General features: G+C 69.6%; 1 protein-coding gene. It reads right to left on the bottom strand.

Annotated elements, in window-relative coordinates; genetic code table 11:
* Positions 1-6: 6 nt before the first annotated feature.
* A complete protein-coding gene (locus ACFXMF_RS45030) occupies positions 7-8,100 on the bottom strand; it encodes an RHS repeat-associated core domain-containing protein (RefSeq protein WP_379988945.1) in 8,094 nt (2,697 codons plus the stop codon).
* Between the last annotated feature and the right edge of the window lie 262 nt (positions 8,101-8,362).

An 8,362-nucleotide genomic window follows, 5' to 3' on the forward strand; every position in this document is an offset into this window, starting at 1 on the left:
GCCACATCACTGAAAGAACGTCTCGCCTTCGTACCAACCGTCGTCATCGAAAGCTTCGATCGTGACGGCGTAGGGAACATCTTGTCCGGGATGGTAGCGAGGAGTCGAGGAATAGAGGATGGTCTTTCCGTCCACGAAAACATGGGCGGCGATTCTCTTTTCGAGTTCGTTCATCGGCCCGTTGTCCACCCGCGCGGTCGTGGTGACCAGGTTCGATTCGACAGTCCCGGATCCACCCAGGGCTTTGGGCAGAAGGTGGCCGCGACTCAGGCCGACATTCGGCGCATAGCCCGGAGGATCGCGGTTGGCCTTCGTCCCCTGGGCGGTTTGCGGAGTAACGATCGCGACGATACCCGAGCGTTGACCCAGGGCATCGATGCTGCCGTAATCAACGTCGCAGTTGTGCACCAGTACCGGCGCAGTCCCTGCCGACACGTAGTACGAATGTGCGACGTCGACGGTCAGGTCGTGTGTCCGCTGTCGGCCGTGCAGATAGCGGACGGCGCCGACCTGGACCCAGGTGCCGGTGGCGGTTTGCAGGAGTTGGCCGGGGTGGAGGTCGCCGGCGTTTATCCATTGTTTGAGGTCGGGGGCCCAGAATGGGTGGTTGACGGTGGCGATGATGGAGGCGTCGCCCTGATCGGTTGCGACGGTGATGTCGGCGAAGTTCTTGTCGTCCTCGGTGGTGATCGCCGCCAGGACGGTGCGAGGTGCGGATTCGCCCGATTCCGGATCGGTGGCCAGGACCGTGTCGCCGGGCTTGACGTCCTGGATGGCCTTGGTGGTGCCGTCGGCCATCAGTACGCCGGTGCCGGCCGGGAAGCTGTGGCAGCTCGGGTCGGCGCCGGTCGACGGGGTGCCCGCCGGGGCGTTGTCGATCAGGCACGAGCTGCCCGCGCCGGTGACGCCTCGGCATTTGGACAGGCGGGTGTTGGGGTCGCCCAGGTCGCCGGGGGCGGGTTCGACGTGGCAGTCCTGCATCGCGTCGGCGCCGAAGCGGCCGGAGCAGTCGCCGATCAGGTGCAGGTCGCCCGGGCCGGGGCCGGACCCGCACGAGGCGGTGGAGCCGCCGGCGCCGCAGGTTCCCGCCAGAGGTGCGCCGGAGGGTAGGTCGGGGGCCTTCGCCGAGTCCGGCACCTGGCTCACTTCGACCCGGAGCGCGTTGTCCAGGTCGATCAGGCGCCGGGCGATCGTCTTCCAGTAGTGCTCGAACAGGCTGCTCCACCCGCCGGAGGTGGTGTCACCGGTCGACCACTGGTTCCACTTGTGGGTCTCGGTGTAGCGGTACCAGTCGGTGCGCTCGTAGGCGAAGGTGCTGTCGAAGTACTTGTCGACCGTCGACCATGCCTTCCGGGACGTGGTCGTGGCGGTGCCGGTGATGTACGGCGGCGGGGGCGGCGGCGGCTCGGCGGGCGGCGGAGGCGGTGGGCAGCAGGTCGGCTGGGGATCCGCCGGTGGGTCGGCGGGCTTGTCCAGTGGTTCCGGGTCCCGGACGGGAGTGGTGGAGCCGTCCATGTTGACCACGACCCAAACCGTCACGCCGGTGACCAGCGCGACCAGCACCACCGCGCCGACCACGAGCAGGACTTCGGGGGTGAGGACCGAGGCGACCGCCAGCACCGCGCCGCGCATCGCCACCCGCAACCCGGCCCGCGCCACCGGCTTGGCGGCGGATTTCACCACGTTCCCGGCGAGTGAAATGCTCTTCGAGCCCATGTGTCGGAGCGCGGCGGCACTGGGCGTGCCGGGGATCTTGAGGAAGTGCCCGGTGGGGTCCCACGTACTGGTCGGGTTCCCTTCGCCGTACCCGTACCGGTTGGTCGACGCCGACCCGTTCATCGGCACGGCCGCCGTGTCCCCCGATGCGAACGAGCCCGTCGTCGGGTCGTACCACCGCGCCTGGGCCTGGACCCGACCCGTCGTCTCGTCGGTCCACGACCCCTGGAAGCCGATCGGTGCCTGCGCCCCCGCCGACGCGGTCACCTTCCCGAACGCGTCGTAGCTGCGCGACCCCGAGATCGCACCGGTCGTCGGATCGATCAGCGCGATGGCGTCCTGGTGCGCGTTGGTCAACACGCCGTACGCCGGCGCGGCGCCCGAGGGCAGGTCCGCGTCCGCCGTCGATTCGCGCGCCGCGAAGGTGGTTTCCGGTGGGCCGTCCCGCGCGCCCAGGACGGTGTCACCGCTGCGGGTGAACCACCAACGGCCGTCGGTGGCGGGCTCTTTGTCGAACCCGTTGTAGCCGAATCGCCGATGGCTGGCCGCGTCCGTGTTGCGCGACGTGGTCAATCGGTCCAGCGCGTCGTACTCATAGGACGCCGTCCCGTCCGCCGTCAATCGGCCGAACGCGTCGAAGCTCTGGTCCGCGGTCGACACCGGCACGCCCACCGCCCGACGAGTGGTCCGCGCCAGTGTGCCGTTCGCGTCCCACGTGTAGTCGGTGGTCCCCGCGACCGGATCGCTCGCCTGCACCAGCCGGTTGCGCTCGTCGTAGCCGAACGAGCTGCCTCCGGTGGCCACATGCGATTGCCGGGTGCCCTCCCACTTGGTGGCGGCCTTGCGGTTGCCGACCTCGTCCCAGGTGTAGTCCGTGCCGGTCTGCGCGGTCGGGTCGAAGTCGCTCGACAACCGGCCGGCCTGGTCGTAGGTGTACTCCCGGTTCCTGGCTCCGGCGATCTCGCCCTCGGTCGTGGAACCGAGCAGGTTGCCTTCCAGGTCCCAGCGGAAGGTCTGCTTCGCGGTGACCCCACCCGCAGGGTTGCGCATCGTGTCGGTGTCCACCCGACCGGCCGCGTCGTAGGTGTAGCTGCGCGTGGCCAACTCCCGGATCCCGCGCGTTTGTTCCTCACCGGTGACCCGGCCCGCCGCGTCTCGCGTATACCTGCGGGTGAGCTGCGAGATCGTGTCGCCGACCGAGACCAGGTCCGAGTTCTCGTAGTACCACGAGACGCCGTCGGTCACCGCCGGACCGAAGCTCGACTTGACCCGACCGTCGCCGTCGTAGGTGTACCGGGTCTGGCCCACGTGACCGGTCGAGAGCGTCATCAACCCCCGGTCGTCGTACTCGTACATGGTTTCCGCGGTGCCGCTCCGGGTGTGCGTCACCCGGCCGGCCGCGTCGTAACCGAAGGTGCGCTCGGTCGCCTTGTCCGCGCCCGTCCCGCTCTCGCGCACCGTGCGGCCCAGTCCGTCGTACTCGAACCGCCGCACCACACCGCCCGGTTCGGTCGCGACGGTCGGATATCCGGCCACGTCGTAGGACGTGCTCCAGGTCCGGTCGGCGATGGCGGGGTGGGCGGCCGTCACCGGCTCGCGTCGGGTGCTCGGCAGGTTCCACGTGTTGTACGTGGTGTACGTGGCCCGCCCGGCCGCGTCGGTGACCCGGGTCCGGTTGCCCACCGCGTCGTAGCCGAACCGAGTGGTCAACACCTGCGTGGCGGCCCGGTCGACGCCCTCGGACAGCGCGATCACCCGTCCGCTCGCGTCGTATTCCCTGCTTTGGAAGGTCTGGCCCAGCGTCCCGCCCCGCTCGCCACCGACCCGGGTCGCGTTGCCGGCCGCGTCGTACTCGTAGTGCTTCTCGCCCGCGGGCGCGCCGTCGGCCGCCTTGGCCACCGTCTCCAGCAACTTGCCGTCGACGTCCCACAGGTTGACCACGGTCCGGCCGACCGGATCCACCGTCGTGCGCAGCCGACCGGCGATGTCGTAGGAGTGGGTGGTCGACCCGTGGCCGCGCACCGTCTCGGTCCGTACCTGCCCGTCGGCGGTGTACGTGTAGGCCGTGGACTGCCCACCGGGTGTGTCCACGCGCAGCACCCGACCCAGGTCGTCACTGGTGTAGGTGGTGGTGAAGCGGTCCACCCAACCGCCCGGGAGCCGCTGCAGAGCGGTCGCGGTGCGTGTGCGGTCCATCCCGTCGTACGTCCACAACTGCTGGGCGCCGAGCGAGTCGAGTCGGGCCACCACGTTGCCGTTGTCGTCGTGCGTGGAGGTCACCGTGTAGGGCGAGGCACCTTCCGAAGCGGCCGGCTCGATCAGCTGGAACATCCGGTTCCGGGCGTCGTACTTCATCGTCGTCGTGCGCCCATGGCGGTCCTGATGCCGAATCGGGTTCCCGACCCGGTCGTAGGTCCACTGCTCCACCGGAAAGCGAACGGACCCGTCGGGGTTGGTCATCTGCGGATACGTGACCTTCACCCGGCGGCCCTGCGCGTTGTACTCGGTCACCGTCACCCGGCCCAACGCGTCCCGCTCATGGGTGACTTCGCCGAACGTGTCGTAGCCGATCGTGGTGGTCGCCCGCACCTGGCGCGGAGCCGCGCCGTCGCCGTCCTCGACCGCCGCCGGCGGTTCGACGGTCTCGCGGACCCGGCCCAGCAGGTCGTATGCCTGCTCGGTGGTGAACGCCGGGTTCGGCGGGTCGGTGGAGCCGATCGCCGGCACCCCGCGCGGGTCGGTCGTGGCGAGCAGCCGACCCGCGCGGTCGCGCTTGAACGCGGTCACCGACTCGCCGGAGCAGCACATGGTGCGCACGCCTGTCGCGACCAACTGCCCGGCGGCATCGTAGATCTGTCGCGTCGTGTCCGCCGTGGTCGACCCGTCCGACAACACCGTCGAGGTCACCGCGCCGGCCTTGCTGTAGCCGGTCGTGGTCACCCGGTTCAGGCCGCCCGGGTCCAGGACGGTGCCGATGCTGCGGTTGACCGCGTCGTAGCCGGACGTGGTGACCAGGCTTGCCGTTCCGGCGCCTTGCACGTCCTTGACCACGTTTCCGGCCGCGTCGTAGGTGTACGTGCGCAGCGGGATGTCCCGCGTCGTGTTGGTGACCGGGTCCTGGAAGCCGCGCAGCGTTTCGGTCAGTCGCAGTCCGTCGGGCGTGTAGGTGTACCCCACCCAGTGGCTCATCGCGTCCGCCACCTGGCTGAGCCGGCCGCCCGGGTCGTAGCGCCGCGCCGAGATCCGGATGTCCCGGGGATCCGTGCCCGTGACGCTGAACTGTCGGAGCCAGGTGTCGGTCAGCCGGGTCTGCGCGTCGTAGAGGAAGTCGTAGCGGGTGCCCACCGGGTCGTAGCTGGTGCGCACCTCGCCGAGGTATCCGTAGACGATCGACCCGGTGTAGATTCCACCGCTGGTCACGGTGGTCCGGCGATCCCGCACGTCGTAGGTGTAGACCGTCAGTCGCTCGCCGTCGCCTCCCGCCTCCGGCGGGGTCAGGTCGGCCACCCGCACTTCGAGCAGATTCCCGTTGACGTCCCGCCTGTTGGTGGTGCGCTTGCGGTGGGTCGCGCCGGAAATCGAGTTCGTCACGGCCGGTTCGGTGACCGTCTCCACATTGCCGAGGGCGTCGTAGGTGAGGGTGGTCACCGCGCCGTCCACGCGCTGCTCGACGGGTTGGCCGGTCCGGTTGTGGAAGACGTCGGTGACCAGGCCGGTGGGTGTCGTCGTGCGGGTCACGTCGCCGAAGCGGTTGTACTCGTAGCGGGTGGTGCGACCGTCCGGATCGGTACGGGTGCGGGCGAGGCCACACGGCTGCGCCGCGCCGGCCGGGGCCTGCGGGTCGTTGACCACGGGAGGTTGCGCCTCGGGCGCCACGCAGGTGTACGTGAATCGGGTGATTCCGCCGTCGGCGGCCGTGGAGGACTGCACCAGGGAGCTGTACCGGCTCCCGGCGGAGGCGGGAACGTAGGCGTAGGTGGTCTGGTGGCGATTGGCGTCCTGCATCATCTCGGGTTGGCCGTTGAGCGGATCTCCCGGCAGACCCAGGTGGTTGCGGATGTGCGTGTTGACGATGGTGTTGGCGTCGCGATACGCGTTGTGGCCGGTCGGGCGGCCGGCGGTCCAATACGTCTCGGTGACGTTTCCGTTCTCGTCGAGCGTGGACGAGGGCAGCCCGTACGCGTTGTAGCCCCAGACCTTCGTGTTCGTCTCGGTCGACGGGCCGGTGCCGGTCCAGCGATACAGCAGCGACGCACGGGCGTTGAACGCGTAGGAGGTGCGGAGTTGGTTCGGGTCGGTGACCGCGACCACGAACGCGGCGTCCGGCGTGGCGGCCGGACCGCGCACGTAGCGCCACAGCGCGCCGTCCGCGAACGTCACGGTCTCGACGAAGTCCCCGGTATAGGACACCTTGGTGTGGTTCTTCGGGTCGGGTCGCGTCGACTTGGTCAGCCGTCCCTCGGCGGTCGGGCTCCCGTGGTCGTTGTACTCGTAGGTGCCGCACGCGAGTCGCACATCGCAAACCCCGGTCAGGTAACCGGCGTTGTCGTGGTTGTAGTTGACGAACCGGCCTCCGTCCGAGGTGCTGCCTCCCGCGTTGTCGGCGACGTGGGTCACGTCGGCTCCGAGCCAACCGAAGTACAGACCTCGGCTCCAGGTGTCCAGACCGTCGCGGATGGATTGCAAGCGGCCCGAGGTGTCGTAGGTGAAGTAGTGGATGCCTCCGCTCGCTCCGACGATCTCGGTGATGCGCCCGTCGACCCCGAACCGGTACTCGGTCCCGTCCGACGTGCGCAGATTCGCCTGTCCGGTGACCTCCGCCCCGGCGGACTCACCGAAGGCCGGCACCCAACCACCGTCGGGGTTGCGGCCGTAGCGCACCTGGCGGCCGTCCGGATAGGTCACCCGCAGAAAGCCGTCCGGCTCCAGGATCGACGTCATGTCCAGGATCGAGGACCAACCCACCCCGAATACGCCGCGCTTGGGATTGGCGCTGTTGTACACCCGGGCGATTTCCAGCGCACCGCCGCGCGCCGGGATGCTCATGTCCTTTTCCTGGCGTGTGTAGTTGCCCCGGTACAGACCGACCCCGGCCGGGTCCACGGCGGCCGGGTCGATGCCGAGCCGGTTGGCGCCCTCGACCGCGGGCACGACGGTCGAGTAGCGCGACTGCTCGCTCCACGGGGTGGTCGCACTGTCGTCCCGGACCCTGATCCGCCACAGGTAGGTGGTGTTCCAGGTCATCACGGCCGCGGGTGGCCGCCATCGGTGGTAGACCGTGAAGCCGCTGTTCGGTGTTCCCACCCGCAACCAGCCGCTGTCCTGGCACGGCTTGGCCGGTTCGCCCTGCGGGCACAGTTCGTACTGCACGTCGATCGGCCGCGAGTCGTCGCCGTAGACGCCGATGGACAGTTCGGTGTCGAGCCTGGCGTAGGTGGCGTCGTAGGGCGGGTCGTAGATCCGCGCGGACGGCGGTTGGTGCGGAAGGGTGAAGAGCATCGGGGTGGCGGCCGGCACGCCGCGATCGACGTAGTAGACGCCGTCGTCCTGCACGTCCCAGACCAGCTTGAACGACCCTGCGGGCAACCGCTCGATCCGTGCGTAGATCTGCGTGGTGGCACCGACCGGGACGTCCGAGGTCAGCGCGGTCGGGGTGCCGAGGTAGTTGTACAGCGACCCGTCGGCTCGATAGAGGTGGTAGCCCAGTGCGAAGCTGGAGTTCGCCAACCACGTGTAGTTCGACCTGTTGGTGAGGGAGACCCACACGTAGCCGGGTTGGGCATAGGTGGGCACGACACTGAGGTTCCCCCACGAGTACCAGACCCCGTACTGGGCGTCCGGCGGCGCCGAGGCCGGACCGGAGCGCACCGGCCCGGGGGCATCCTGCGGTCCGGGCTGCCGGTTCGAATCCGGTGCCGGGGGGTCGTGGGCGGATCGGCCCTCCGCGTGCGGGAGTTGCTCCAGTCGAGGACCCTCGGTCACCCGCTTCGGCAGGTCGATCTCGGGGTGTTCGGCGGTCGGCTCCTCGGGCGTGCGGCCCTGCCGGACCAGAGTTTCGTTGACGGCTCGCATGGCCGGATCGAGCGCGGTCGGTGTCGGGCGGGCCGGCGCCTGCCGTTCGGCGATGGTCTTCGCGACGCGTTGCCGGGCCTCGTACAGGGCGTCGCCCGGCTTGGCGTCCACTCTCGCCGCCGGCGCGGGTGGCGGCTCGGTCGGCACGGCCGAAGTCGGCCCGGCCGGCTGCGGTCCGGCCAACGACTTGTCCGCTGCGGCGGCGTCGCTCGGGCCGGGCCATGGCGACAGGAAGCCCGCCAGGAGTGCGAGCAGCACCACGCCGACCAGGCCCAAGCGAACGCGGATCCCCACCCTGTCCCCCTGACGCATGCGGACACGGTGGGCACGTCTGTTTCCCCCCGCGTTGCCCACTGTGGCCAACCGGCCCTCCGGTTGTCCGGAGTCGATCCTGACTGGATGTCAGGAACCGCGACAGGGACCGGAAGCAGGGTTCATCCGACGTTTCCCTGGCGGATATTCGGCCGATGGACGGCCGCACGACGGTGCGACCCGCGACGCGCGGAAGGCCACCGCCGAGGCGGTGGGCGTACAGGTGGGGGACGAACAGGGTCGGTAACGGCGCGATTACGAG

It is taken from the genome of Embleya sp. NPDC059213 (assembly GCF_042754445.1).
Classification (GTDB): domain Bacteria; phylum Actinomycetota; class Actinomycetes; order Streptomycetales; family Streptomycetaceae; genus Embleya.